Source organism: Paraburkholderia haematera (assembly GCF_905220975.1).
GTDB lineage: Bacteria > Pseudomonadota > Gammaproteobacteria > Burkholderiales > Burkholderiaceae > Paraburkholderia > Paraburkholderia haematera.
Genome location: NZ_CAJNBK010000020.1, coordinates 32,321 through 54,735, shown reverse-complemented (window position 1 = coordinate 54,735; position 22,415 = coordinate 32,321). Strand labels below are relative to the sequence as shown.

At 63.8% G+C, this 22,415-nt stretch carries 25 protein-coding genes and 1 riboswitch; of the genes, 4 read left to right on the top strand and 21 right to left on the bottom strand.

Features of this window, described 5'->3' with window-relative positions; all coding sequences use genetic code 11:
- Positions 1-21 precede the first annotated feature (21 nt).
- The 21 genes from hisA to KHO23_RS26215 all read right to left on the bottom strand — a co-directional run bounded on the left by hisA (position 22) and on the right by KHO23_RS26215 (position 17,615).
- Complete coding sequence (gene hisA, locus KHO23_RS26315; protein ID WP_211614517.1) at positions 22-774, bottom strand: 1-(5-phosphoribosyl)-5-[(5-phosphoribosylamino)methylideneamino]imidazole-4-carboxamide isomerase; 753 nt, start codon at positions 772-774, stop codon at positions 22-24.
- Between the two features lie 214 nt (positions 775-988).
- Positions 989-1,630, bottom strand: coding sequence for an imidazole glycerol phosphate synthase subunit HisH (gene hisH, locus KHO23_RS26310; protein ID WP_211614515.1), 642 nt, complete (start codon positions 1,628-1,630; stop codon positions 989-991).
- Positions 1,627-2,247, bottom strand: coding sequence for a MarC family protein (locus tag KHO23_RS26305; protein WP_211614513.1), 621 nt, complete (start codon positions 2,245-2,247; stop codon positions 1,627-1,629). Before KHO23_RS26305 ends, hisH begins: the two co-directional genes overlap by 4 nt.
- Before the next feature lie 66 nt (positions 2,248-2,313).
- Positions 2,314-2,901: an imidazoleglycerol-phosphate dehydratase HisB gene (gene hisB / locus KHO23_RS26300; RefSeq protein WP_006052285.1), complete on the bottom strand. Its 588-nt coding sequence runs from the start codon at positions 2,899-2,901 to the stop codon at positions 2,314-2,316.
- A gap of 115 nt (positions 2,902-3,016) precedes the next feature.
- Positions 3,017-4,087: a histidinol-phosphate transaminase gene (gene hisC / locus KHO23_RS26295; protein WP_211614511.1), complete on the bottom strand. Its 1,071-nt coding sequence runs from the start codon at positions 4,085-4,087 to the stop codon at positions 3,017-3,019.
- 161 nt (positions 4,088-4,248) lie between these two features.
- Positions 4,249-5,583: a histidinol dehydrogenase gene (gene hisD, locus KHO23_RS26290; protein WP_211614509.1), complete on the bottom strand. Its 1,335-nt coding sequence runs from the start codon at positions 5,581-5,583 to the stop codon at positions 4,249-4,251.
- Between the two features lie 61 nt (positions 5,584-5,644).
- The gene (gene hisG, locus KHO23_RS26285) at positions 5,645-6,343 is read right to left on the bottom strand and encodes an ATP phosphoribosyltransferase (RefSeq protein ID WP_211614507.1); all 699 of its coding nucleotides are present in this window, start codon (positions 6,341-6,343) and stop codon (positions 5,645-5,647) included.
- Positions 6,340-7,611: a UDP-N-acetylglucosamine 1-carboxyvinyltransferase gene (murA, locus tag KHO23_RS26280; RefSeq protein WP_328822006.1), complete on the bottom strand. Its 1,272-nt coding sequence runs from the start codon at positions 7,609-7,611 to the stop codon at positions 6,340-6,342. Before murA ends, hisG begins: the two co-directional genes overlap by 4 nt.
- Before the next feature lie 102 nt (positions 7,612-7,713).
- On the bottom strand, positions 7,714-7,953 hold the full coding sequence (locus KHO23_RS26275; protein WP_028199637.1) for a BolA family protein: 240 nt from the start codon (positions 7,951-7,953) through the stop codon (positions 7,714-7,716).
- Between the two features lie 15 nt (positions 7,954-7,968).
- A complete protein-coding gene (locus KHO23_RS26270) occupies positions 7,969-8,724 on the bottom strand; it encodes an ABC transporter permease (RefSeq protein ID WP_169487572.1) in 756 nt (251 codons plus the stop codon).
- On the bottom strand, positions 8,721-9,653 hold the full coding sequence (locus KHO23_RS26265) for an ABC transporter ATP-binding protein (RefSeq protein ID WP_211614505.1): 933 nt from the start codon (positions 9,651-9,653) through the stop codon (positions 8,721-8,723). Before KHO23_RS26265 ends, KHO23_RS26270 begins: the two co-directional genes overlap by 4 nt.
- A 170-nt stretch (positions 9,654-9,823) precedes the next feature.
- Entirely contained in the window at positions 9,824-10,120 is a 297-nt protein-coding gene (locus KHO23_RS26260; RefSeq protein ID WP_211614641.1) for an STAS domain-containing protein, read from the bottom strand.
- Entirely contained in the window at positions 10,117-10,749 is a 633-nt protein-coding gene (locus KHO23_RS26255) for an MlaC/ttg2D family ABC transporter substrate-binding protein (RefSeq protein ID WP_211614504.1), read from the bottom strand. The genes KHO23_RS26260 and KHO23_RS26255 overlap by 4 nt, the downstream gene beginning before the upstream one ends.
- 114 nt (positions 10,750-10,863) lie before the next feature.
- On the bottom strand, positions 10,864-11,901 hold the full coding sequence (locus KHO23_RS26250) for an MlaA family lipoprotein (RefSeq protein WP_211614503.1): 1,038 nt from the start codon (positions 11,899-11,901) through the stop codon (positions 10,864-10,866).
- A gap of 11 nt (positions 11,902-11,912) precedes the next feature.
- Positions 11,913-12,476 (bottom strand): outer membrane lipid asymmetry maintenance protein MlaD, encoded by a 564-nt coding sequence (mlaD, locus tag KHO23_RS26245; protein ID WP_211614502.1) that lies wholly within the window; start codon positions 12,474-12,476, stop codon positions 11,913-11,915.
- 92 nt (positions 12,477-12,568) lie between these two features.
- Positions 12,569-13,336: a lipid asymmetry maintenance ABC transporter permease subunit MlaE gene (gene mlaE / locus KHO23_RS26240; protein ID WP_172312138.1), complete on the bottom strand. Its 768-nt coding sequence runs from the start codon at positions 13,334-13,336 to the stop codon at positions 12,569-12,571.
- A complete protein-coding gene (locus KHO23_RS26235) occupies positions 13,333-14,154 on the bottom strand; it encodes an ABC transporter ATP-binding protein (RefSeq protein ID WP_211614501.1) in 822 nt (273 codons plus the stop codon). The genes mlaE and KHO23_RS26235 overlap by 4 nt, the downstream gene beginning before the upstream one ends.
- A 94-nt stretch (positions 14,155-14,248) precedes the next feature.
- Positions 14,249-15,352, bottom strand: coding sequence for a thiamine phosphate synthase (thiE, locus tag KHO23_RS26230; RefSeq protein WP_211614500.1), 1,104 nt, complete (start codon positions 15,350-15,352; stop codon positions 14,249-14,251).
- Complete coding sequence (locus KHO23_RS26225; protein WP_211614498.1) at positions 15,349-16,164, bottom strand: thiazole synthase; 816 nt, start codon at positions 16,162-16,164, stop codon at positions 15,349-15,351. The genes thiE and KHO23_RS26225 overlap by 4 nt, the downstream gene beginning before the upstream one ends.
- Positions 16,165-16,203: 39 nt before the next feature.
- Positions 16,204-16,401, bottom strand: coding sequence for a sulfur carrier protein ThiS (thiS, locus tag KHO23_RS26220; RefSeq protein WP_176061166.1), 198 nt, complete (start codon positions 16,399-16,401; stop codon positions 16,204-16,206).
- Positions 16,402-16,484: 83 nt separating this feature from the next.
- Positions 16,485-17,615 (bottom strand): FAD-dependent oxidoreductase, encoded by a 1,131-nt coding sequence (locus tag KHO23_RS26215; protein WP_211614496.1) that lies wholly within the window; start codon positions 17,613-17,615, stop codon positions 16,485-16,487.
- A 229-nt stretch (positions 17,616-17,844) separates the two neighbouring features.
- Positions 17,845-17,968: riboswitch (TPP riboswitch) on the bottom strand.
- Between the two features lie 366 nt (positions 17,969-18,334).
- On the opposite strand from KHO23_RS26215, the gene KHO23_RS26210 reads away from it, so the two are divergent.
- From KHO23_RS26210 to KHO23_RS26195, 4 genes are all read left to right on the top strand, one after another.
- Positions 18,335-20,086: an ABC transporter ATP-binding protein/permease gene (locus tag KHO23_RS26210; protein WP_211614494.1), complete on the top strand. Its 1,752-nt coding sequence runs from the start codon at positions 18,335-18,337 to the stop codon at positions 20,084-20,086.
- A 59-nt stretch (positions 20,087-20,145) separates the two neighbouring features.
- Complete coding sequence (locus KHO23_RS26205; protein ID WP_211614635.1) at positions 20,146-20,919, top strand: SDR family NAD(P)-dependent oxidoreductase; 774 nt, start codon at positions 20,146-20,148, stop codon at positions 20,917-20,919.
- Between the two features lie 247 nt (positions 20,920-21,166).
- Positions 21,167-21,628 (top strand): hypothetical protein, encoded by a 462-nt coding sequence (locus KHO23_RS26200; protein WP_211614492.1) that lies wholly within the window; start codon positions 21,167-21,169, stop codon positions 21,626-21,628.
- 94 nt (positions 21,629-21,722) lie between these two features.
- Positions 21,723-22,364, top strand: a complete 642-nt coding sequence (locus KHO23_RS26195) for a hypothetical protein (RefSeq protein ID WP_211614490.1) — start codon at positions 21,723-21,725, stop codon at positions 22,362-22,364.
- The last annotated feature ends 51 nt before the right edge of the window (positions 22,365-22,415 follow it).

Sequence of the window (22,415 nt, the reverse complement as noted above, 5' to 3'; positions counted from 1 at the left end):
CGACGCAAAGAGCATTGAGCCTTAGGCGTCGTCCGATTCGCGCAGCCGGTCTGCGAGGGTCTGCGCAGCCGTGAAATCCAGATCGCCCGAGTAGATCGCCCGGCCGCAGATCACGCCTTCGATGCCTTCGACCTCGACTTCGCACAGCGACTCGATGTCCGTGAGGTTCGACAAACCGCCGCTTGCGATCACCGGAATCTTCACCGCGCGTGCGAGACGCACCGTGGCTTCGATGTTGATGCCCTGCAGCATGCCGTCGCGGCCGATGTCCGTATAGATGATCGACTCGCAGCCGTAATCTTCGAACTTGCGCGCCAGATCGGCTACTTCGTGACCGGTCAGCTTGCTCCAGCCGTCGGTCGCGACCTTGCCGTCTTTCGCATCCAGCCCGACGATGATATGGCCGCCGAAAGCCGTGCACGCATCCTGCAGGAAGCCCGGATTCTTCACCGCGGCCGTGCCGATGATGACGTACGACAAACCGTCGTCCAGATAGCGCTCGATCGTGTTCAGGTCACGGATGCCGCCGCCCAGCTGGACGGGAATCTCGCCCCCTACTTCCTCGATGATCGCGCGGATCGCGTCTTCGTTTTTCGGCTTGCCGGCGAACGCGCCATTCAGGTCGACGAGGTGCAGACGGCGGGCGCCGCGATCGACCCAATGCCGGGCCATCGCCGCCGGTTCCTCGGAAAATATCGTCGCCTGGTCCATATCGCCCTGTTTGAGGCGTACACAGTGACCATCTTTCAGGTCGATGGCGGGAATCAGCAGCATAGCAATCGGGTGTTGTCTGGGAGGTGGTTAAAGGTCGGCGGCAGCGGCTGACAAACCAGCCCGCCACAACGCCGTCTCGCTAGTTTAGTACAACTCTTTCGACGCCCTTGCGGAGCGCCGAATTGAAGCGAAATTGTCTTGCTTCGGCTGTAGCGCACAGCCGATGCCCCGCTTGTGGCGGAACGACACGCAGCAACGGGAGGAAGAAAGGCGCTCACGGGTTCCAGTGCACGAAGTTGCGATACACGCGCAGCCCCGCTTCGGCGCTCTTTTCCGGGTGGAATTGGGTCGCGAAGATGTTATCCCGCGCCACCGCCGAGGTAAAGGGCACACCGTACACCGTTTCGCCCGACGTATGGGCCGCGTTGTCCGGCACGACGTAATAGCTATGCACGAAGTAGAAGAAAGCGTTGTCTGCGACGCCATCCCACAGCGGATGCGGCTGCGCCTGGCGCACACGGTTCCAGCCCATTTGCGGCACCTTGAAGCGCGAACCGTCGTCCTGCACCTGGCCTTCCAGGTCGAAGCGCAGCACTTTGCCCGGCAACAGGCCGAGGCCCGGCGTATCGCCCTCGGCGCTCCAGTCGAACAGCATCTGCTCGCCGACGCACACGCCCATCAGCGGCTTGGTGCGCGAGGCTTCAATGACCGCCTCCTGCAGGCCGGATTCGGCCAGACAGCGCATGCAGTCGGGCATGGCGCCCTGGCCGGGCAGCACCACGCGGCCGGCCGAGCGGATCGCTTCGGGCTGATCGACGATCGCCACGTCCGCTTCCGGCGCGGCGCGGCGCAATGCCTGAGCAACCGAGCGCAGGTTGCCCATTCCGTAATCCACAATCGCTATCGAAGTTTTCATTTCAAGTTAGGCAGCAATGCCTTCAATCCGTCGACGATGAATTCCACCGCCAGCGCCGATAACATCAAACCCATCAGCCGCGTGCCGATGTTGATACCCGTGCGACCCACCCACCGGGCAATCGGTTCAGCAAGGCGCAGCGAAAAAAAACAGATCGCCGCCAACACCGCACCGATCGCAATCAGGCTCAGCCGGTCGTACCAGTGCGCCGAGCCGGCCGCGTAAATGATCGTGGTGCTGATCGCGCCCGGGCCGGTCAACAGCGGGATCGCCAGCGGCACGACCGCGATGTTGTCCTTCTGCTCGGCTTCATGGCGCTCTTCCGGCGTCGAACGGCTGTTGCCGATCTGCGCGTTCAGCATGTTGATCGCCATCAGCAGCATGATGATCCCGCCGCCCACTTCGAGCGACCCGACCGAAATGCCGAAGAAGCTGATGATCTGCTGGCCGAGCAGCGTGGTCACCGCAATCACGCAGAACACCGAAATCGCCGCGATGCGGATGGTTCTGCGCCGCTCCGCGTCGCCCTGATGCGCCGTCAGGCTCATGAAGAACGGAATGGCGCCGACCGGGTTAATCAGCGCCAGCAGCGAAATAAACGACTTCAGAATATCCATCGCACACCGGACGCGTCGAAGCGCGTCCGGTCCTGGTCACGAGACTGGTAAATGGGCGCTTAAAGCTTAAAGGCTGCCTTTGGTCGACGGAATCTGCCCCGCCGCGCGTTCGTCCAGTTCGACGGCCATGCGCAATGCACGCCCGAACGCCTTGAACACCGTTTCCATCTGATGATGGGCGTTCAGGCCGCGCAGGTTGTCGATATGCAGCGTGACGCCAGCGTGATTCACGAAGCCGCGGAAAAATTCAATGGAGAGATCGACGTCGAACGTGCCGATGCGCGCGCGCGTGAACGGCACATGGAATTCGAGGCCCGGACGTCCGGAAAAATCGATCACGACGCGCGACAGCGCTTCGTCGAGCGGGACGTAAGAATGACCGTAGCGGCGAATGCCCTTGCGGTCTCCGATTGCCTTTGCGACGGCCTGGCCCAGCGTGATGCCGGTGTCTTCGACCGTGTGGTGGTCGTCGATATGCAGGTCGCCATGCGCTTCGATGTCGAGGTCGAACAATCCATGCCGTGCGATCTGGTCGAGCATGTGATCAAGAAACGGCACGCCGGTGGCCAGCTTCTGCTGACCGGTGCCGTCCAGATTGATCTTCACACGGATCTGCGTTTCGCTGGTGTTGCGAACGACTTCCGCAAGGCGCATGGTAATTCCTCGAATCTAGCTAGAAAGCGTTAGGTGTGTGGGATGGGAAAACGGCGGGCCGCGTGCGCTTGTCCGCTGGGCGGAGAAGCGCTCACGCGGCCATTTGGCACGCCGTTCAGTGCAGCACGAGTTTCAGTGCGGCGATCAATTGAGCGTTTTCTTCGGGCGAACCGACGGTCAAACGCACGCAATTGACCAGCAATGGATGCATTTTACTCACGTTTTTGATCAGAACCCGTGCTGCCAGCAGCGTTTCGAACATAACAGATGCGTCAGGCACCCGCACCAGCAGGAAGTTGCCGGCGCTCGGGAACACTTCGGCGCCCGGCAATTGAGCCACGGCTTGCGCGAGTTTCGTGCGTTCTTCACGCAATTGCGCGGCCTGGGCGTCGAGCACGTCGACGTGGTCTAGCAGGAAATCGGCGGCCGCTTGCGTCAGCACGTTGGTGTTGTAGGGCGGACGCACCTTGTCGAATTCGGTGAGCCAGGCGGGCTTGCCGACCAGATAACCCAGGCGGATGCCGGCCAGACCGAGCTTGGACACGGTACGCATCACCACGACGTTGTCGAACGCGTCGGCGCGTGGCAACCAGCTTTGCTGCGCGAAGGGCTGGTACGCCTCGTCGATCACCACCAGGCTCTTGTTCGCCGCAGCGATGATGCGCTCCATGTCCGCGTCGTCGTACAGCGTGCCGGTCGGGTTGTTCGGATAGGCCAGATAGACGATCGCCGGTTCATGCTCGGCAATCGCCGCCAGCATCGCTTCGGTGTCGAGCGTGAAATCGGGCTTCAGCGGCACGCCGATGAATTCCAGATTCGCCAGCTTCGCCGACATCTGATACATCACGAAACCCGGCATCGGCGCGAGCACCTTGGCGCCCGGCTTTGCGCAAGCCACCGACACCATGCTGATGATTTCATCCGAGCCGTTGCCGAGCAGCACGTCGCAACCCGCGGGCACGCTCATCACGCGCTTGATCTTTTCGATCAGCGCTTCCGGGCGCGGCGCCGGGTAACGGTTCAGCGCGACGCCGGCCAGATGCTCGCCCAGATGGGCAGCGAGCACCGGTGGCAGCGGAAACGGATTTTCCATCGCATCGAGCTTGATATAGCCCGTGGCGTCCGGAACCGGATAGCTCGTCATCGCGAGCACGTCGCGGCGGATGATGTCTTGAGGTGTCGTCATAAGTCAGTGGACCGGGCCGCATGAAAGACGCCGCCCGGGATCGGCGGCTTGCGGACTACCCCAGGTTGGTCTGTATTGTCGTTATTAAACGGGAAACCGCGTGAAATCCGTCGGTGATGTTCGCGGGCACCGGTTCGGTGCCCGCAGGCGCCCCTGACCGGTCAGCCGCGCTCGCCGCCGCCTTGCCGCATCCGGTATTCAGCGCTACGGGCGTGCGCCTGCAGGCCTTCGCCGTAGGCGAGTTCGGCGGCGATCTCGCCGAGCGTCTGCGCACCTTCAGCACTGACCTCGATCACGCTCGAACGCTTGAAGAAATCGTAGACGCCCAACGGCGACGAGAACCGTGCGGTGCGGGACGTAGGCAGCACGTGGTTCGGCCCCGCGCAGTAGTCGCCGAGGCTTTCGCTGGTGTAGCGGCCGAGGAAGATCGCGCCGGCATGGCGAATCAATTGGCCCCATTGGTGCGGCTCCAGCGCGGAGATTTCGAGGTGTTCCGGTGCAATGTCGTTGGCGATCGCGCAGGCCTCGGCCATATCGCGGACCTTGATCAGCGCACCGCGGTTTTCGAGCGAGGTGCGGATCACGTCCTGGCGCGGCATGCTCGGCAGCAGTTCGTTGATCGCATCGCGCACGCGGGCGATGAATGCATCGTCCGGGCACAGCAGGATGGATTGCGCGAGCTCGTCGTGCTCGGCTTGCGAGAACAGGTCCATCGCGACCCAGCGCGGGTCCGTCGTGCCGTCACACAACACGAGAATTTCCGACGGACCGGCGATCATGTCGATCCCGACCGTGCCGAACACACGGCGCTTGGCCGACGCGACATAGGCGTTGCCCGGTCCGCAGATCTTGTCGACTGCGGGCACCGTTTCCGTGCCGTACGCCAATGCGCCCACCGCCTGCGCCCCGCCGATCGTAAATACGCGATCCACGCCGCCCAGCAAGGCAGCCGCGAGCACCAGCGGATTTTTCACGCCGTCCGGCGTGGGCACGACCATGACGATTTCGCGCACGCCGGCCACGCGCGCCGGAATCGCGTTCATCAGCACCGACGACGGATACGCCGCCTTGCCGCCCGGCACATAGATACCCGCGCGATCCAGCGGCGTCACCTTCTGGCCAAGCACGGTGCCGTCGGCTTCCGTGTACTGCCAGCTATGACTGCCGCACTCGATTTTCTGCTTCTCGTGATAACCGCGCACGCGCGCCGCCGCCGCTTCGAGCGCCGCGCGGCGCTTCGGCTCCAGGCTTTCGAGCGCCGCTTCGAGTTCGGACATCGGCAACTCGAGCGCCTCGACGCTCTTCGCCTCGACACGGTCGAAGCGGTTCGTGTACTCGAGCACCGCGGCGTCGCCGCGCGCCTTCACGTCGTTCAGAATCTGCGCGACCGAGCGTTCGATCGCTTCGTCTTCGCTCGCCTCGAACGCGAGCACCGCGTGCAGCGCCTTTTGAAAGTCGGGTGCGCTGGAATCGAGTTTGCGAATCTTGATAGACATACGGGTATCCGTTTCGGTAAGGCGCGCGTTAAAAGTTTGACCACACGCGTGGTCAAACGATTCAGGCTGCCGCAGTGCCAGCCTTCGACGCGCGTTCGAACGCATCGAGGATCGGCCGCAGCGCGGCGCGCTTGAGCTTCAGCGCCGCCTGGTTCACAACGAGGCGCGACGAAATCTGCATGATTTCTTCCACCTCGACAAGATTGTTGGCGCGCAGGGTATTGCCCGAACTCACCAGGTCGACGATCGCGTCGGCGAGGCCGACCAGCGGCGCCAGTTCCATCGAACCGTACAGCTTGATCAGGTCGACGTGCACGCCCTTGGCGGCAAAATGCTCCCGTGCGGTTTCGACGTACTTGGTCGCCACGCGCAGGCGTGCGCCCTGGCGCACCGCGTTCGCGTAGTCGAATCCGGCCGCCACCGCGACCGACATCCGGCAACGCGCGATATCCAGGTCAACCGGCTGATACAGCCCGCTACCGCCGTGCTCGAGCAGCACGTCCTTGCCGGCCACGCCGAAGTCGGCTGCGCCGTATTCGACGTAGGTCGGCACGTCCGTGGCGCGCACGATGATCACGCGCAGGTTCGCGTCCGTAGTGGGCAAAATCAGTCTGCGCGAGGTTTCCGGATCTTCGGCCACTTCAATGCCGGCTGCGGCGAGCAGCGGCAACGTCTCTTCGAAGATACGCCCTTTCGACAAAGCCAGCGTGAGCGGTGCGCTCACGGCCGGCGAAGACGAAGTTTGCGGCATCGAACTCATGCCTGGCTCCCGGCGATGCGGCGCACCTTGGCGCCGATGGCGTTGAGCTTGCTCTCCATCCGGTCGTAACCCCGATCCAGGTGATAGATGCGGTCGATCAGCGTTTCGCCTTCGGCACGCAGCGCAGCGATCACAAGGCTCGCGGACGCACGCAGATCGGTTGCCATCACCTTCGCGCCGGACAGCTTCTCGACGCCGGTTACGAGCGCGGTGTTGCCGTCGATCGTGATGTTCGCGCCGAGGCGGTTCAATTCCTGCACGTGCATGAAGCGGTTTTCAAAGATCGTTTCGACGGCTTGCGAGGTGCCGTCCGCGATCGTGTTGAGCGCCATGAACTGCGCTTGCATGTCGGTCGGGAACGCCGGGTATTCGGACGTGCGGAAGCTCACCGCGCTCGGACGCTTGTCCATCCGCACGCGCATCCAGTCGTCGCCCTCTTCGATCGTGACGCCGGCTTCGCGCAGTTTTTCGGTGACGGCTTCAAGGATCAGCGGACGTACCTTACGGAGCGTGACATCGCCGCCGGCAGCCGCGACCGCGCACAGGAAGGTGCCGGCTTCGATACGATCCGGAATCACCGTGTGCTTGGCGCCATGCAGCGCGTCGACCCCCTGAATCACCAGGCGGTCGGTGCCGATGCCTTCGATCTTCGCGCCCATCTCGACCAGCAGATGCGCAAGGTCGCCCACTTCCGGCTCACGCGCGGCGTTCTCGATCACCGTCTCGCCCTCGGCAAGAACCGCTGCCATCAGCAGGTTTTCGGTACCCGTCACCGTAATCATGTCGGTCACGATGCGCGCGCCCTTCAGACGCTTCGCGCGCGCTTCGATGAAGCCGTGCTCGATCGTGATTTCGGCGCCCATGGCCTGCAAACCCTTGATGTGCTGATCCACCGGACGCGCGCCGATTGCGCAGCCACCCGGCAGCGACACCCTGGCGTGACCGAAGCGCGCCACCAGCGGGCCGAGCACGAGGATCGACGCACGCATGGTCTTCACGAGTTCATACGGCGCGACGAGGTTATCGACCTTCGACGCATCCAGAGACACCCGTCCCTCGCTGCTCTCGATCTGCACGCCCATCTGGCCGAGCAGCTTCAGCATCGTGCGCACGTCCTGCAAGTCGGGCACGTTTTCCAGATGCACCGGTTCCGCGCTGAGCAATGCCGCGCACAGGATCGGCAACGCCGCGTTCTTGGCACCTGAGACGACGACCTCACCCGACAGCGGGTAGCCACCTTCAATGACGAGTTTATCCATGCCTGTCAGTTCCTGATTGACCCGGACTTCAGCCGGGCCTGCTTTGACCGTGTTCGGCGCGCCACTACCGGCGTCGCGCCCTTCTTGAGTAATTCGCACTAAATTTCCAGATTACGCGTTTTGCCATTCGGCGGGCGTCAGCGTCTTCATGCTGAGCGCGTGGATTTCTTCGCGCATGCGGTCGCCAAGCGCCGCGTACACGAGTTGATGGCGCGCGATCAAACGCTTGCCTTCGAAGCTCGGCGAGACGATGGTCGCAAAGAAATGCTGACCGTCGCCCTCGACTTCGAGATGCTGGCAAGCGAGCCCAGCCGCGATGTATTGCTTGACCTGTTCGGGAGTCGGCAACATGAGAGAAGCTCCTGATCAGTGGCGCAGTTTGTAGCCGGACGCGAGCATGCGCATCGCCACCACGGCCAGCACCACAAAGAAACCGGCAACGATCGCAAGGCTCACGAGCGGATTGATATCCGACATCCCGAAGAAACCGTAGCGAAAGCCGTCGATCATGTAGAAAAAGGGATTGAGCCGCGACACTTCACGCCACACCGGTGGCAACGTATGCGTCGAGTAGAACACGCCCGAGAGGAACGTGAGCGGCATAATCAGAAAGTTTTGAAATGCGGCGAGCTGATCGAACTTTTCGGCCCAGATGCCGGCGATCAAGCCGAGCGTGCCGAGAATTGCCGCGCCGAAAATCGCGAACGCGATGATGTAAAGCGGCGCGCTGAAGCTGACCGGCACGAACCAGATTGTCACGATGAACACGCCGAAGCCGACCGCCAGACCACGGGCCACGGCAGCAAGCACGTACGCGCCGAACATCTCGTAGTGCGAGAGCGGCGGCAGCAGCACAAACACCAGGTTGCCGGTGATCTTCGACTGGATCAGCGAGGACGAGCTATTCGCGAATGCGTTCTGCAACACGCTCATCATCACGAGGCCGGGGATCAGAAAGCTTGTGTACTCGACACCCGGATAGACCTGAACGTGACCGCGCAACGCGTGGCCGAAAATCGTCAGATACAACAGCGCGGTAATAACCGGCGCCAGCACGGTCTGGAAAGCCACCTTCCAGAAACGCAGGATTTCCTTGTAAAACAGCGTGCGAAAGCCGCTCATGCCAGCCCCTCGATCACTTCCGGACCGTTCATCACCTGAACGAACACATCTTCGAGGTCAGCTTTGCGGACCTCGATTTCTTCGAATGTACAGCCCGCTGAACGGCACTGCGCGAGAATCCGTTCGACGTCGTCATAGCTCGTCAGACGCAGCAGATGCTGATGGCCGTTGCCGTTGCTCAAGCCGCTTTCCACTTCGAGCGGACGCAACTCCACCGGTAACGTGCCTTGGGTAAAACGCAGGAACAGTTGCATGCCCGCAAAGCGCTGCAGCAACGTGCTCGTGCGCTCGAGCGCGACGACTTCACCGCGCCGCAACATCGCGATGCGGTCGCACAGCGATTCGGCTTCTTCCAGATAGTGCGTGGTCAGCACGATCGTGTGCCCTTCGCGATTCAGGCGCGAGATGAATTTCCACAAGGTTTGGCGCAACTCGACGTCGACGCCCGCAGTCGGCTCATCCAGCACGATCACCGGCGGACGGTGCACCAGCGCTTGCGCGACGAGCACGCGGCGCTTCATGCCGCCCGACAGCGCGCGCATGTTGGCGTCCGCTTTGTCGGTGAGGTCGAGATTGGCCATGATCTCGTCGATCCACGCGTCGTTATTGCGCAGCCCGTAGTAGCCGGACTGGATGCGCAAGGTTTCGCGCACGGTGAAAAACGGATCGAACACGAGCTCCTGCGGCACCACGCCGAGCGCTCGGCGCGCGTCGCGGAAATCGCTGACTACGTCATGGCCGCGCACCGCGATGCTGCCTTCGTCGGCGCGCGCGAGACCGGCGAGGATGCTGATGAGCGTTGTCTTGCCCGCGCCGTTCGGACCGAGCAGTCCGAAGAACTCGCCTTCTTCCACCGTGAGGCTGACGCCCTTGAGCGCCTGCAAGTCCTTGTAGCGCTTCTTGACGTTACGAATTTCTATGGCTGACATGACTGTGGGCCGCGTGCGGAGCGGCGCCTAAAGGAGCCCTGAGGGGGCGCAAAAGTGCTGGAAGGGACGAAATTGGGGCCGGTTATGTGCCCCGAAAAACGTTTGATTATAGGGCAAAAATCGGCAGCCCCGGCTCGGCCGGGGCGATTGGAAGTGACGCTAGTGGAGCGTCAATGTCGCGCTGAAAGCAGCGTGTCGACGCCGTAGGCTTGTGCGAGGCTGGCGAGACCAGCCGGCAGGTTGACGATCTCGAACGGGACACCGCGTGCCTGGGCGGCACGCTCCCACGCGAGCAGGACGGCAAGCGCGGACGAATCGAATTGCGCGAGCGGCGCGCAGTCGACGCCGTTCGCGCCCGCGGCGATGCGCTGCAAACCCGCCTCGAGCGCGGCTTTCGCGCTCTCGTGGGTCAGTGTCGCGCCGCTTTCGAAGCGGCTTACGACGGCGGCGTTCAGCACTTCGCTCACGACTGCTTGCCCGCAGCCAGTTGCTGATTGCGCTGCGTGAGGAACTGGATCAGTCCGTCCACACCCTTCTGCTGGATCTGCTCGTTGAACTGCTGCTGATACGCCTGGATCAGCCATGCGCCGAGCACGTTGATGTCATACACGCGCCAGCCTTGCGGCGTCTTGTACAGACGGTAGTCGAGTTCGATCGGCGAGCCGTTATTCATCACCACCGAGCGCACCACCGTGTCGGTGTCGTCCGGGTTCATGCGGAACGGCTTGTACTGGATCTGCTGGTCGCGGACCTGGGCGAGCGCGCCCGAGTACGTGCGGATCAGCAGCATCTTGAACTGCTCGACCACGGCGTTTTGCTGCTCCGGCGTCGCGGTGCGCCAGTTGCGGCCCATCGCCAGTTGCGTGGTCCGGCGGAAATCGGTGTAAGGCAGGATCTTTTCGTTGACGAGCTGCGTGATGTGGGTGATGTCACCTTGCTGGATCGACTTGTCGGCGTGGATCGCGTCGATCACCTGCTGCGTGACGGTCTTGATCAGGCCGTCGGGCGAACTGGAGTCGACCGTTTGTGCCGATGCACCGGCACTAGCGAACGAAAACAACGCAGCAAACAACGGAATCAGGAAGAATTTTTTCATATCGAGCCTTGCCTTAAAAATTGTGCAATCGTTGGAGCCGACATTAACACGCGAGTTCAGCGGCAATCCATGCGCAAACTGCGAGAGTCGTATCGAGGTGTTACGGCTGCACGATCAACGCAATTTAAATGATGGAAAGTTAAAACGCGTCGGCGGGACCAGCTGGCCGGCCGGAATCTGCGTGGTTTCCGGACCGCCGTTCAGATCGAGCGGCGGCGATTCGAAAGTGCCGGAGGCGGCTTCCGGTGCAGCCGCCGTGCCGGTTGTACCCGTGGTGGCGCCAGTCGCCGACGCAGCTTGCGGCGGCGTTGCGGCTGCCGTACCTGACGCGCCCGACGCCTTCGCGGCAGCACCTTGTGTGCCCGCCGGCGCTGCAGCCGCGCCGCCGTCGACGTCGTCGTACTTCGGCAGCGGTGCTTCATCGCCGTAATTCGGCAGTGACTGCGATTGCTTGCCGTCCGACAGCAGATACTGGCGGCGCTGCAGATACGCATTACGCACGAACGAATACTTGTCGAGCGCGGCGCCTTCCAGCACATCGCTCGCACTCAACAGATTCGCGCGCGTGTTGACCACGTTCAGGCCGTACAGCGCCCAGCTCAGACCATTCGGATGAATGTAGCTGAGCGGATTCACATAGTAGTTGCCGAGCGAACCGACCGCATCGCGCACCGTGCTCGGCCCGAACAGCGGCAGCACAAGGTACGGGCCCGCTGGCACGCCGTAGTGGCCAAGCGTCAGGCCGAGGTCGTTGTCGTGCTTGGGCAGCTTGGCGAGCGTCGCCACGTCGAACAGACCGCCCACGCCGAACACCGTGTTGATCACGATCCGCATGATGTCTTCGACGCCATCGGTGATCTTCAACTGGAGCAGGTTGTTCGCCGCGATGTAGACGTCGCCGATGTTCGAGAAGAAGTTGGTGACGCTGTCGCGCACCGGCTGCAGCGTGATGAACACGTAGCCCTTCGCGACCGGCTTCAGCGCGTACTGGTCGAGCTTGTCGTTGACGGTGAAGATCGTGCGGTTCAAGCCCTCGAGCGGGTCGCCCTTGGTCGGCGTCTGCACGGTCGAGCAGCCGGCGAGCGCAGCGGCCGCGAGCGCGAACGTCGCGATCTGGGCGGTGCGCACGCCGCGTAGGCGTAGGGTCTGCATTTTTATTCTCCTTATTGACCGGCCGCGCCAGAAGCGGGCAGAGTCGGCGCCGCCGGCGCTGGCGCCGTGGCTGGGGCGGCCGCAGGTGCAGCCGAACCCGCGCCCGGCTTGGATGCGCCCGAGTCCGCGGCCTTGCTATACAGGAATTGTCCAATCAGGTTTTCGAGCACGATCGCCGATTGTGTCATCGAAATTGTGTCACCTGCTTTAAGCATCTCGCTGTCGCCACCGGGTTCGAGCCCGATGTATTGCTCGCCCAACAGACCCGAAGTCAGGATCTTTGCCGAGGTGTCTTTCGGAAACGGGTATTGCTTGTCGATGTCGATCGTGACGACAGCCTGATACGCATTGCTGTCAAAGCCGATCGAGGCAACCCGGCCGACCGTCACGCCCGCACTCTTCACCGGTGCGCGCGCTTTCAGGCCGCCGATATTGTCGAACTTGAGCTTGACCGGGTACGTTGCCTGAAACGACAACGAGCTCATGTTGCCGGCCTTTAGCGCGAGAAACAGCAACGCCACGAAACCCAACACCACGAACAGGCCGACCCAGAAGTCGAGAGCAGTCTTTTTCATCGTCATCCCAAAGTGAATCCGCCACGCTGCTCCCGCTCCGGTCACGCGCAACCCCAGGCGCGCCCCGCTGAGCGGAAACGTGCAGCGTAGTCTTAGCTGAACATCAGTGCGGTCAGCAGAAAATCGAGGCCGAGCACCGCAAGCGACGCGTACACGACCGTCTTGGTCGTGGCGCGCGACACGCCTTCCGGCGTCGGCTTGGCTTCGTAGCCCTGAAACAGCGCCACAAAGGTCACCGCGAGGCCGAACACCACGCTCTTGATGACCCCGGCGCCAACATCGCGCCAGACATCGACGCCGCCTTGCATCTGCGACCAGAACGCGCCGGCGTCAACGCCGATCAGCAGCACGCCGACCACATAACCGCCGAATACGCCGACCGCGCTGAAAATCGCGGCGAGAATCGGCATGGAAATGATGCCCGCCCATAGGCGCGGCGCCACCACCACTTTCACCGGATCGACCGCCATCATTTCCATCGCGGTCAATTGCTCGCCCGCCTTCATCAAACCGATCTCGGCCGTGAGCGACGTGCCGGCGCGGCCCGCGAACAGGAGCGCCGTGACCACCGGCCCGAGTTCGCGCACCAGCGAAAGCGCAACCAGCAGCCCCAACGCCTGCTCGGAGCCGTAGCGGTTCAGCGTGTAATAACCCTGCAAACCGAGCACGAAGCCGACGAACAGACCCGACACGGCGATGATCACCAGCGAATAATTACCCACGAAGTGGATCTGCTTCGTGACAAGTCGTGGCCGGCGCAGCAGCGGGAAAAACTCGAGCAGCAGCCGGAAGAAGAAACGCGTGGCATAGCCGGCCGTGCCCAAGCCGTCGATCACCGAGCGACCCAACGCACTGATCATGACTGACCTCCGCCGATGCCGAAGTCCGCCGCGAGCGGCGTCTTGCTGGGGTAGTGGAATTTGAACGGGCCGTCCGGCGCGCCATCGATGAACTGGCGCACCGTAGGATCGGTCGACGCGCGCAGCTCGGCCGGCGTGCCTTCGGCATGCACCCCGCCGTTGGCGAGGAAATAGACGTAATCGGCAATCGCGAACGACTCCGGCACGTCGTGCGTCACGAGGATCGATGTCGCGCCAAGTGCCTGATTCAGCGCGCGAATCAGATTCGCGGTGATGCCGAGCGAGATCGGGTCGAGGCCGGCGAACGGTTCGTCGTACATCATCAGCTCGGGGTCGAGCGCGATTGCCCGGGCCAGCGCGACCCGCCGCGCCATGCCGCCTGAAATCTCCGACGGCGCCAGGTCGCGCGCGCCGCGCAACCCGACCGCGTTGAGCTTCATCAGCACGAGGTCGCGAAGCAGTTCTTCGGGGAGGTCGGTGTGCTCGCGCAGCGCGAAGGCGACGTTTTCGAACACCGACATGTCGGTGAACAACGCGCCGAACTGGAACAGCATGCCCATCTTGCGGCGCAGCGCGTACAGGCCGTCGCGCGTTTGCTGGCCGATATCCTGGCCATGGAACAGGATCTGGCCGCGCTGCGCGCGCACCAGACCGCCGATCAGACGCAGCACGGTGGTTTTGCCGCAACCCGAGCCGCCCATAACCGCGACGACCTGGCCGCGCTTGAAGCGCAGATTCAGGTTCGACAGGACGAGCCGGTCGCCATAACCGAAGTCGACGTCGCGCAGCTCGAGTAGGGTCTCGGGGGAGGAAGACACGAAACTGACAGTCCTTTTACACGGAAGGCCGAATTATAGGGCCATCATGCAAAAGCTGCCGTGAGGTGCCCTGTCCCTTTACTGAACATGACGATTATTGCGTAAACCCGTATTGCAGCGCAGAAACCGCGGCAGCCGGGTCGGCGGCCTCGGTCACGGCGCGCACGACAGCCGCGCAGCCTACGCCCGTTGCCAGCACGTCCGGCAGCACCTGCAGATCGATCCCGCCGATCGCCACCAGCGGCACGACGCCATCGAGCAGGCGGACATACCGTGCGAGACGCTTGAGGCCCTGCGGCGCGGTCGGCATGACCTTGGTGGTGGTCGGGAACACGGCGCCCAACGCAATGTAGCTGGGCCGGAAGTGCAGCGCCTTCAGAATCTCGTAGAAACCGTGTGTCGACAGACCGAGCCGGATGCCGGCGGTGGCAAGTGCCGACAGATCGGCCGTATGCAGGTCCTCCTGGCCGAGGTGGACGCCGTAGGCACCGGCTTCCAGCGCGGCTTGCCAGTGATCGTTGATGAAAACCTGGGCATCGTGCTCACGGCCGGCAGCGACACAGCGGGCGATTTCACGCTTCAGTTCGTCGGCGGGTTCGGCCGATTTGCGGCGTAACTGGACTGTTTTCACGCCAAAACCCACCACCCGTTCCACCCACTCCGCGGTCGGCAGCACCGGATACAGACCGAGCCGGTCCGGACAACGCGCGAACGCTTGCGCCGGCGCGGCCGGTAGGCCGGCGAGGCGCGGAAAATGCGCGATATCGGCCGGAAAGGCGTCGTCCGCTTTGGTTTCGTCGCCGTCGCGCCAGGCCAGAGCCAGCACCAGCGCGTCATGCGGGTCGAAGCCGCAATCCAGAAACGCTGCCAGCGCGGGCATCCAGTCTTCCGCCAGATGACCTTCCAGACGGTATGTCTCGCCGCCCAGATGGAGCGCCGCGGTATTCTCGGCGGCGACGATCACGCCGGCGCCCTGCACCAGCCAGCGCGCCACCTGCTCGCCATGCTGCTGCGCGTCGGCGACGACGATCAGATCGCCGCCGTTCGGCTCGTCCGGCGCGGTCAGGCAGATGCGCCACGGCGCATGCGTCGGCGGCCACTCACCCAGGCGGGCGCGGATCCGCTCGGCGGCTTCGGTGAGTTCATCGGCGGGCGGCCAGAAGAGGTCGCGGCCGGTCAAAGGCAAAGTTTGCGTCATGCGGCGCTCCCGTCTTGATGCCAGAACGGCATGCCGACCACCGGCGTGCTCGCGTGCGCGCTTTCGCGCTCGGCCATCGGTCCCGCCAGAAAAGCCTGGCGGCCCGCTTCGACACCCAGCGCAAAGGCGCGCGCCATTGCGTCGGGGTGCGTCGCCTGCGAAACGGCGGTGTTCAGCAGCACGCCGTCGAAGCCCCACTCCATCACTTGCGCTGCATGCGACGGCACGCCGAGGCCGGCGTCGACGATCAGCGGCACATCCGGCAGGCGTTCACGCAACACGCGCAGCCCGTACGGATTGATGACGCCCTTGCCGGTGCCGATCGGCGCGCCCCAAGGCATCAGGGCCTCGCAGCCCGCATCGAGCAGACGGCGGCCGATCACGAGATCTTCGGTGCAATACGGCAGGACCTTGAAGCCGTCCTTGATCAACTGGGCGGCTGCTTCGATCAGGCCGACCGGATCGGGCTGCAACGTGTAGTCGTCGCCGATCAGTTCGAGCTTGATCCAATCGGTTTCGAAGATTTCACGCGCCATGTGCGCGGTTGTCACCGCCTCGCCGACAGTCAGGCAGCCGGCGGTATTGGGCAACAGCGGCACGCCGTGGCGCTTGAGCAGGTCGAAGAAGCCGACTTCGGCGCCGCCTTCGTTCATCTGCCGGCGCAGCGCGACAGTCACCATGCCGGGCCGCGCCGCGTCGATCGAATCGGACAGCGATTGCAGCGACGGATAGCGCGAGGTGCCGAGCAGCACGCGGCTCGCGAAGGTTTCGCCGTAGAGCGTGAGCGCGTCGGCGGTTTGGGGGGAAGTCATTTGCATAGTCCTGGTCTCCGGCAAGGCGTGGAGCGGGGCTTAACCGCCGGCCACGGGTTGCACGACATCGAGCTTGTCGCCCGGCTGCAGCGCGCGCGCCGCATGCTGGGTACGCGCGACGAAATCGCCGTTTAGCGCCACCGCGAACGGCGGACGCGCGCCGAATGCGGCAAGCGCATCGGCGACAGTCGCGCCTTCGGGCAGCGACAACGGCTTCTGGTTGATATGAATGTTCATGATGTTCGAATACGGTTCAATCGATAGCGGTAGCGGCGCGCGCCTGTTTGCCTGCGGTTATTTCACCCGCAGGCGCACAGCGCTCATGCCGGCTCCCGCGTGGAATCCAGTTGAAACAGTTCGCTCCAGCGCACTGCACTTTGCCAGTCGGCGAAAGCATCGGCGTCGCCAATGCGGCCGTCGAGCAGCGCCGCGGCGAAGCGAACGGCTTCGTCGGCGACTTCGGGCACGATCATGTAGCCGTGCCGGTACAGGCCGTTCACGCGCAGCGTCTGCGCGCCATCCCACAGCAAGGCCGGACGGTGGTCCGGCAAAGTCGGGCGGCACTGCGAATTCAGTTCAAGGATGCGTGCCTCGCCAAAGCCGGGATGCACGGAGAACGCCGCGCTCAGCAACTCGAGCGCCGAGCGCACGCTGACCGGCGACATGTCCTCGCCCTCCACCTCGGTCGCGCCGATCACGTAGAGATCGTCCTGCTTCGGCGCGATATACAGCGGATAGCGCGGATGCAGCAGCCGCACCGGCCGCGTCAGTTTGATACCGGGCGCATGCACCCGGGCGACTTCGCCGCGGATGCCGCGCAACGTGGGCAGCACGGGCTTCGCGCCCAGACCCCGGCAGTCGATCATGATGCGCGCGGGAGGCAGCGCATGATCGTCGACCGGCGTGTTCCAGTGCGTTTCGACACCGCGCTGGGCAAGGCCCGCAGCGAGCGCGGAGAGCACCTGACGGTTATCCAGTTGGCCTTCGCGCGGCAGCAGCCAGCCCTGATTGAAGCGACCCGCCAATGCCGGTTCGGCGGCGCCGAGCTGGGCACCGGCCAGCGTCACGAAGCCACCGTCGAGCAATTCGGCAGGCGCGTTCGAGCGCACGCGGCGTTCGAACAGCGGCGCTTCGGTCCGGTCGGCGTGATGCCACACGACCAGCGTGCCATTGCGCTGGAAAAACACCGGTTCGGGCAACTCGGCCAGCACTTGCGGCCAGGTGTCGAGCGAACTCGCGCCGAGACGGGTGATCAGCAGTTCGGCGCTGGCAGCTTCGGCCAGCGGCGCCAGCATGGCAGCGGCGACCCAGGCCGCGGATTGCGAGCCCGCAGCATCGCCGCGCTCATAGAGCGCCACGCGATACCCAACGCCTGCGAGACGCCACGCGACCAGGCGCCCGCACAGCCCGCCGCCAAGTACTGCGAAATCCGGTTGAGCAGAACGGTTCATCGCGCCCACTCCGAGCCGCAACGGCAAGCCACGCTAAAGCCGCACCGCGCGCCGACATAACCGACGAGGGCGTGGCGAAGAGCAAAACACATGTCTGAAGAATAGGCGGTCATCGAGTCCTTTCCGTACGGCCCAAAAACGCACGTACCCAGGACGAAACCGGCGGGTGAGGCCGGCCGGGCAATACGCGCGTCCAATGACGGACGCCGCCCGGCGGGGAATGGAAGACTGGCTGCTTCCGGAAACTTCCCGCGCCGGTATTACCCGGATCGGGTGCAAAGGGTCTCTCTCAGCCTCGCCGCCGCTGCGTGAGAATCACGCAGCCTGTGGGCAAAGCACCCCTGTTTCGTCGAAGGTCATTAGACCATAAAAGGCGCGGCGGCCGCAAACCAGCGGCCCACGCAATCGCGCGCAGTTGATCCGGCACCCTCTTTCGATTCGCCAATACGGCCGGAGGCAACGCTCTGGCACAATGCCAAGACCGGATGCCGCAGGAGCCCCGCGCGGGCGGTACGCTTAGCCACATGCGCGACGGCGGCACCGGGGGCGAGGCCGTTGAGCGGAAATTAATTTTCACTTAAGGCCTTCGCGCCAGAATCGGACGCTCTCCCGGGCGTGCGTTCGTCGAGCACGACGCCCAGGGTACGCACCGCAAACCCGCCGTGGAGCCGGCCCGACTGGGGCCAGCCCCGATGGGCCAGCACTTCATCAGGATGCTCATGACACCGAATACCGCTTCCAGCCCCGCGCTGCCGCCAGACGATAGAGTCTCCGCCTGGAGCCTGATCAAACCTTACTGGGTTTCTGAAGAACGAAAAACGGCGTGGGGGCTGCTCATCGCGATCATCGTGATGAACCTGCTCATCGTGTGGATCAACGTGCGCCTGAACCGCTGGAGCGCCGACTTCTACAACGCGCTGCAAGCCAAGAACGTGCACGACTTTCCGCACCTGCTGATGGTGTTCTCGGGGCTCGCGTTCGGCTTCATTATCCTTGCCGTGTACGGCCGCTATCTGCGCCAGATGCTCGGCTTCCGCTGGCGCCAGTGGTTGACCACGCGCTATCTCAACGAATGGCTGCATGACAGCGCCTTCTACCGGATTGAACGCGACCGGCTCGCCGACAACCCGGACCAGCGGATCAGCGACGACCTCCAATCGCTCGCCACCACCACGCTCTCGCTGACGCTCGACCTGCTGTCCACGGTCGTCACGCTGGTCTCGTTCATGACGATCCTGTGGTCGCTGGCCGGTGCGCTGACCGTATCGCTCGGCGGCATGCCGGTGCAGATTCCGGGCTACATGGTGTGGGCCGCGGCGCTGTACGCGGTGGTCGGCTCGCTGATCATCCAGAAGGTCGGCCACCCGCTCGTGTCGATCAACTACCAGGCGCAGAAGGTGGAGGCGGATTTCCGTTTCGGCCTGATCCGTCTGCGTGAAAACGCCGAGCAGATCGCCTTCTACGACGGCATGGAGACCGAGAAGAAGAACACGCACTCGCTGTTCGGCCGGATCCGCGACAACTGGTGGCAGGTGATGAAGTACACCAAGCGGCTCACCTTCGTAACGGCCTTTTACGGCCAGATTGCAATCATCTTTCCGCTGGTGGTCGCCGCGCCCCGCTACTTCGCAGGGGCATTCACCTTCGGCGTGCTGATGCAGATTTCGAGCGCGTTCGGCACTGTCAGCGATTCGTTTTCGTGGTTCATCAACAGTTACGGCAGCCTCGTTGAATGGCGCGCTACCGTGAACCGGTTGCGTGAATTTAGCCGTATCATGCATGCGCCGCGTCTGAAGGAATCGGTGTCGCCCGCCACCGCGCACGGCGGCATCAACCTGCATTTCGTCGACGAAGACAAACTCACCACCGACGGCCTCCAGCTCGCGCTGCCGAACGGCAATCCGCTCTCGCGCATTCGCGATATCGCGATCACGCCGGGCTCACGCTGGCTGGTGCGGGGTCCGTCCGGCTCGGGCAAGAGCACGCTGATGCGCGCGCTCGCCGGCTTGTGGCCGTTCGGCGACGGTTCGATCGACGCACCGGTCAACGCCCGCATGATGTTCATCCCGCAGGTCAGCTACATGCCGATCGGCACGCTGAAGGCCGCACTCGCCTATCCGTCCTCCGCGGATACCTACACCGACGAAGAATGCCGCGAAGCACTCGTCACCTGCCACCTGTCGGAGTACGCCGACCGCCTGCAGGAATCGGGACACTGGACGCGCATTCTCTCGCCGGGCGAACAACAGCGTCTCGCCGGCGCCCGCGTGCTGCTGCACAAGCCGGACTACCTGTTCCTCGACGAAGCGACTAGCGCGCTCGATGCGGAAAACGAGGCGCGTCTCTATCATCTGTTCACCGAGCGGCTGCCAAAGGCGGCGATCGTCAGTGTCGCGCATCGCGAATCGCTCGCGGCGTTCCACGCCGAAACACTCGACGTAGAACGCGCGGGCGAACCGATTGCAGCGTGAACAGCATGAACACCGCGAGCGACACGAGCAGCACAGGTGACGCAAACAGCACGGCTGACATGAGCGGCGCCGGGTTCGATCGCGTCGTCCTGATCACCGGCGCGGGCTCCGGCATCGGCGCGGCACTGGCCCGGCGCATTGCCGCGCCGCGCACCGCGTTGATGTTGCACGCACGCGGCGCCGATGACGAAGCGCGTCGGCGTCTTGCACAGGTCGCCGCCGATTGCAGCGCGAACGGCGCGCGCTGTGCGACGGTGTTCGGCGATCTGGCCGAACGCGGCGCCGCCGAACACGTGATTCATCAAACGCTCGCGAGCTTCGGCGCGCTGGATCAACTGGTCGCGAACGCCGGCCAAGCACAACGGCAAACGCTCAACGCGCTCGACGCGGATACCCTCAGCGCCGCCTTCGGCGCCATGCCGGCCGCGTTCGCCGCGCTCGTCAAGCGTGCGACGCCCGCCTTGGCAACTTCGGAGCGGGGTCGCGTGGTCGCGCTCAGTTCGTTCGTCGCGCATCGCTATCGTGCGGATGCACCATTCGCCGCTACGGCGGCGGCGAAAGCGGCGATCGAATCGCTGGCTAAAACCGCGGCGGCCGAACTTGCACCGCATGGTGTGACGGTCAATTGCGTGGCCCCCGGCTATACCCGTAAAGATCGCGGCCCAAGTGCCCATAATGCATCGGTGTGGACCCGCGCCGCCGAAGCGACGCCGCTTGGCCACGTTGCCGAGCCGGCGGATGTCGCGGCGCTGATCGCGTTCCTGCTCTCCGACGAAGCGCGCCATATCACCGGCCAGGTGATCCATATCGACGGCGGCCTCACGCTCGGCTAGACAGCACACCGCCCGTTAGCGCAATCCTCCGCGCAGCGAGGCACTGCGCAGGCATTCGCGCGACCTTGCACGCGCAGCCAGCCGACACGCCGCAACATCCGGAAACACGCGAGAAGAGTTCGAAAGCAGTTGCGAAGCGGGCAAGCTGTTCCACGCTTTGAAAAACCCTTGTAGCAGCGACGATAGTCGTGCAGACCGTACCACGTCCGGTCCGCCACGCCCCTCACTGCTATTGGACTCTTCGCACATGTCATTCGATCGCCGCTTCCATCCTTTGACCCGGCGCGCAGCGCTAGCTCTCGGCGCAGCCCTGCTGCTCGCGAGCGCAGCGCACGCGACGCCCGCCGCCCAGCCCAACGAACCGGCGGACATTTGCCCCGCGCTCAGGCACATCGTCGACGCTCCCGACTTCAAGCAATTGCACGCGCAAGCCGCCGCACAACTGCCAGGCGTGTCGGCCGCGGACGACTGCCGCGCCAACACGCATGCCTACGATTGCCACTGGCGCGCGCACTGGCAAGCTGACGGTGTCGTCAACGATCCGCTCGAAGAATTCGGCGCCGATATCGCCGCCTGCTTTCCGAATGTCGTGCACGACGTCAACACGCCTACGCGTCAGCATTTTGTCGTGACCACCGACGACCGTCGCGTGAACGTCACGGCTAGCGTGCAAGGGCAAAACGAATTACGCCTGCGCGTTACACGCTAAGCGTGGGCCGGTCTGCCGCTATCCGCTGCGACCTTTGTGATCGCTGGAATCCATTGTTCCGCCGTACTTCTTCACCGCCACCAGGCACCGCATCATGACCTTTATGCCGAGCTTGCGCGCTTACGCTTTCACGCGGGCACCTTTGGCCGCGTGGGTCATGTTGCGGCGGCCCGGTGCCCGGCTCGCCGCCTCGGCCACGCTCGCGCTGGGTCTCAACGGCTGCGCGTGGACGCTGATCTCAGCAGCCGACGCCACCGGTTCGGTGATTCAGGCGGGCTACGCGATCGCGGCGAACTACTCGTCGCCGACCTTCGTCAACGGCCGGCGGGCAGACGTCCATAATGTCTGCATCGAAGTGAATCAAACGGTGTCGGTCGGCGATTTCGTGCCGGCGCTGCAGCTTGCGCTCGACCGGCACGGTATTCGTTCGGACGTCTACAATCCGGGCACCTCGCCCGCCGGATGCGAGGCGCGCCTCGTCTACAACGCAGCGACCGACTACGGCCGCCGCTCGTTCAGCGACGAAACGATTCAGTATCTATCGATCATCGACCTGACGCTGATCCAGCACGGGCGCATTCTCGTCACCGCGCGTTACCAGACCGGCGGGCTCAACACCGACCGCTTCTCGACGTCATCGACCAAGCTCAATGGTTTGATCGACAAGATGGTGGTCGATCAAACCGAGCTCGCCCGGCAGCCGATGCAGACTATCCAGACGTCGCTGGCAAACTAGGCGCACCGCCTGCATTGCTTGCTTTCTCTTACGCGAGAAAGGAATCGAAAG

Bases quoted from the DNA above. Each gene is read 5' to 3' on its own strand.
- KHO23_RS26255 (WP_211614504.1), bottom strand. From the start codon at position 10,749: ATGAAAAAATTCTTCCTGATTCCGTTGTTTGCTGCGTTGTTTTCGTTC.
- KHO23_RS26305 (WP_211614513.1), bottom strand. From the start codon at position 2,247: ATGGATATTCTGAAGTCGTTTATTTCGCTGCTGGCGCTGATTAACCCG.
- hisD (WP_211614509.1), bottom strand. From the start codon at position 5,583: ATGTCTATCAAGATTCGCAAACTCGATTCCAGCGCACCCGACTTTCAA.
- KHO23_RS26265 (WP_211614505.1), bottom strand. From the start codon at position 9,653: ATGTCAGCCATAGAAATTCGTAACGTCAAGAAGCGCTACAAGGACTTG.
- KHO23_RS26250 (WP_211614503.1), bottom strand. From the start codon at position 11,901: ATGCAGACCCTACGCCTACGCGGCGTGCGCACCGCCCAGATCGCGACG.
- hisA (WP_211614517.1), bottom strand. From the start codon at position 774: ATGCTGCTGATTCCCGCCATCGACCTGAAAGATGGTCACTGTGTACGC.
- KHO23_RS26205 (WP_211614635.1), top strand. From the start codon at position 20,146: ATGAGCGGCGCCGGGTTCGATCGCGTCGTCCTGATCACCGGCGCGGGC.
- KHO23_RS26270 (WP_169487572.1), bottom strand. From the start codon at position 8,724: ATGAGCGGCTTTCGCACGCTGTTTTACAAGGAAATCCTGCGTTTCTGG.
- thiE (WP_211614500.1), bottom strand. From the start codon at position 15,352: ATGACGCAAACTTTGCCTTTGACCGGCCGCGACCTCTTCTGGCCGCCC.
- KHO23_RS26210 (WP_211614494.1), top strand. From the start codon at position 18,335: ATGACACCGAATACCGCTTCCAGCCCCGCGCTGCCGCCAGACGATAGA.
- thiS (WP_176061166.1), bottom strand. From the start codon at position 16,401: ATGAACATTCATATCAACCAGAAGCCGTTGTCGCTGCCCGAAGGCGCG.
- hisC (WP_211614511.1), bottom strand. From the start codon at position 4,087: ATGACGACACCTCAAGACATCATCCGCCGCGACGTGCTCGCGATGACG.
- hisG (WP_211614507.1), bottom strand. From the start codon at position 6,343: ATGAGTTCGATGCCGCAAACTTCGTCTTCGCCGGCCGTGAGCGCACCG.
- mlaD (WP_211614502.1), bottom strand. From the start codon at position 12,476: ATGAAAAAGACTGCTCTCGACTTCTGGGTCGGCCTGTTCGTGGTGTTG.
- KHO23_RS26275 (WP_028199637.1), bottom strand. From the start codon at position 7,953: ATGTTGCCGACTCCCGAACAGGTCAAGCAATACATCGCGGCTGGGCTC.
- KHO23_RS26195 (WP_211614490.1), top strand. From the start codon at position 21,723: ATGACCTTTATGCCGAGCTTGCGCGCTTACGCTTTCACGCGGGCACCT.
- hisH (WP_211614515.1), bottom strand. From the start codon at position 1,630: ATGAAAACTTCGATAGCGATTGTGGATTACGGAATGGGCAACCTGCGC.
- KHO23_RS26215 (WP_211614496.1), bottom strand. From the start codon at position 17,615: ATGAACCGTTCTGCTCAACCGGATTTCGCAGTACTTGGCGGCGGGCTG.
- KHO23_RS26200 (WP_211614492.1), top strand. From the start codon at position 21,167: ATGTCATTCGATCGCCGCTTCCATCCTTTGACCCGGCGCGCAGCGCTA.
- KHO23_RS26225 (WP_211614498.1), bottom strand. From the start codon at position 16,164: ATGACTTCCCCCCAAACCGCCGACGCGCTCACGCTCTACGGCGAAACC.
- mlaE (WP_172312138.1), bottom strand. From the start codon at position 13,336: ATGATCAGTGCGTTGGGTCGCTCGGTGATCGACGGCTTGGGCACGGCC.
- hisB (WP_006052285.1), bottom strand. From the start codon at position 2,901: ATGCGCCTTGCGGAAGTCGTTCGCAACACCAGCGAAACGCAGATCCGT.